Source organism: Plesiomonas sp. (assembly GCF_051650925.1).
Classification (GTDB): domain Bacteria; phylum Pseudomonadota; class Gammaproteobacteria; order Enterobacterales; family CAMTGL01; genus Plesiomonas.
In genome coordinates this window covers 1-1,762 of record NZ_JBOFRH010000372.1, presented here as the reverse complement: position 1 = coordinate 1,762, position 1,762 = coordinate 1, and the positions used below count along the sequence as shown (strand labels likewise).

The window sequence follows — 1,762 nt, the reverse complement described above, 5'->3', positions numbered from 1 at the left end:
CTGTTTTCGCCAAGCTCAGTGACAAAAATCATCGCCACGCCGGTATTCATGCCCGGAATAGCGCTGACACCCTGTACATCAATACCATCACGTACAAATTGCTCGCGCATCCGCAGACCAATGTCATCATCGCCCACACAGGCAATAAAGCCAACCTGAGCGCCTAAACGCCCAGCGGCCACGGCCTGATTCGCCCCTTTCCCGCCGTATACTATCTGGTAATGGCGGCCAGTCAGCGTTTCGCCCGGACGTGGAAAATGGTTTACTGACAGAATATGGTCGGCATTCACACTGCCCAAGACCACTAATTTTCGGCTATTCATACAATGACTCTCTGGTTGGATCGTGCCTGCGTTGCCTGAACCTATCACGATTTGACGACGGGAAAAGAGGGGCTGCGAATAGCAAACCGGTGACGACGCTATTCGCAGCAGCAGGGTTTACTCGGAAACCACTTTCAGGGCTACAGGGATATTGGCATCAACCGGTTGGCCTTTCAGAACTTTATCCGCAGTTTCCACCCCGATCTCACCGATCAGTTCAGGCTGCTGGGCAATGGTTGCGCCTAACTTACCACGTGATACGGCTTTGATCCCATCCTCTGTACCATCAAACCCGACCACCAGCACCTGATCTTTACCCGCAGCTTGCAGCGCGCGCAGCGCACCGAGTGCCATTTCATCATTTTGTGCAAATACGGCCTGTACCGTCGGCTGCGCCGCTAACAGGTTCTCCATCACATTCAGGCCCTTAGTGCGGTCAAAATCTGCCGGTTGAGCTGCCAGTAAATTGAGCTGATGCTCTGCCACTGCCTGTTTAAAGCCCTGACCACGATCACGGGCGGCTGATGTACCGGCAATGCCTTCCAATTCAATGACTTTTGCCTGCTTACCTACTTTTTGAGCAATAAAATCACCGGCCATTTTACCACCCGCGACGTTGTCAGAGGCAATGTGGCTAACCACGTTGCCCTTTTCTGCACCCCGGTCGAGGGTAATTACCGGAATATTGCTGCGGTTTGCCATGGCAACGGCATTGGCAACGGCGGCAGAGTCAGTTGGGTTAATCAGCAGCACTTTCACGCCACGCACGGTCAAATCTTCCACATTCGCCAGCTCTTTTGCCGGATCATTTTGCGAGTCGAGCACGATGATGTTGTAACCAAGCGCTTTGGCTTTTTTCTCTGCTCCCTCTTTCATGGTCACGAAAAAAGGGTTGTTCAGTGTCGACACCACCATGGCAATGGTATCGGCAGCCAGCGCATTTGCGCTCAGAGTGGCACTCAGTACGGCAGCAGAAACGAAGGTTGCTAACTTTTTGATGTTCATCGCTATATTCCTTATCATTATTATCAGAGGTAACGTAAAAACGTGGGTTAAACAGGCCGTACTGCGCACTATTTACCGCTTTTGTTATCCACCAGAACCGCCAGCAAAATCACCACGGCTTTTGCTATCATCTGGTAATAAGAAGAGACATCTAACAGATTCAATGCGTTGTTCAAAAAGCCGATAATCAACGCACCGACCAGTGTTCCCATGATCCGGCCTTTACCGCCAGCTAAACTGGTGCCACCCAGTACTACCGCCGCAATCGCATCCAACTCATAGCCCGTACCCGCTGTCGGCTGCGCAGAAGAGAGGCGGGAGGTGACAATCAAACCAGCCAGTGCCGCCAGCATGCCGCACAGGGCATACACCGCAATTTTTACCCGATCAACATTGATACCCGATAAGCGGGTCGCCGACTCATTGCCACCGAG

General features: G+C 52.2%; 3 protein-coding genes. All 3 read right to left on the bottom strand.

Features of this window, described 5'->3' with window-relative positions; all coding sequences use genetic code 11:
• Window positions 1–323: PfkB family carbohydrate kinase (locus ACRC27_RS08475; protein WP_438639679.1), on the bottom strand; the 323-nt coding region annotated here is incomplete at its 3' end.
• Window positions 324–440: 117 nt separating this feature from the next.
• Window positions 441–1,328 carry a ribose ABC transporter substrate-binding protein RbsB gene (gene rbsB / locus ACRC27_RS08470; protein ID WP_438639678.1) on the bottom strand — a complete coding sequence of 296 codons (888 nt, stop codon included), beginning with the start codon at window positions 1,326–1,328 and terminating at the stop codon, window positions 441–443.
• 68 nt (window positions 1,329–1,396) lie between these two features.
• Window positions 1,397–1,762: ABC transporter permease subunit (locus tag ACRC27_RS08465; RefSeq protein ID WP_438639677.1), on the bottom strand; the 366-nt coding region annotated here is incomplete at its 5' end.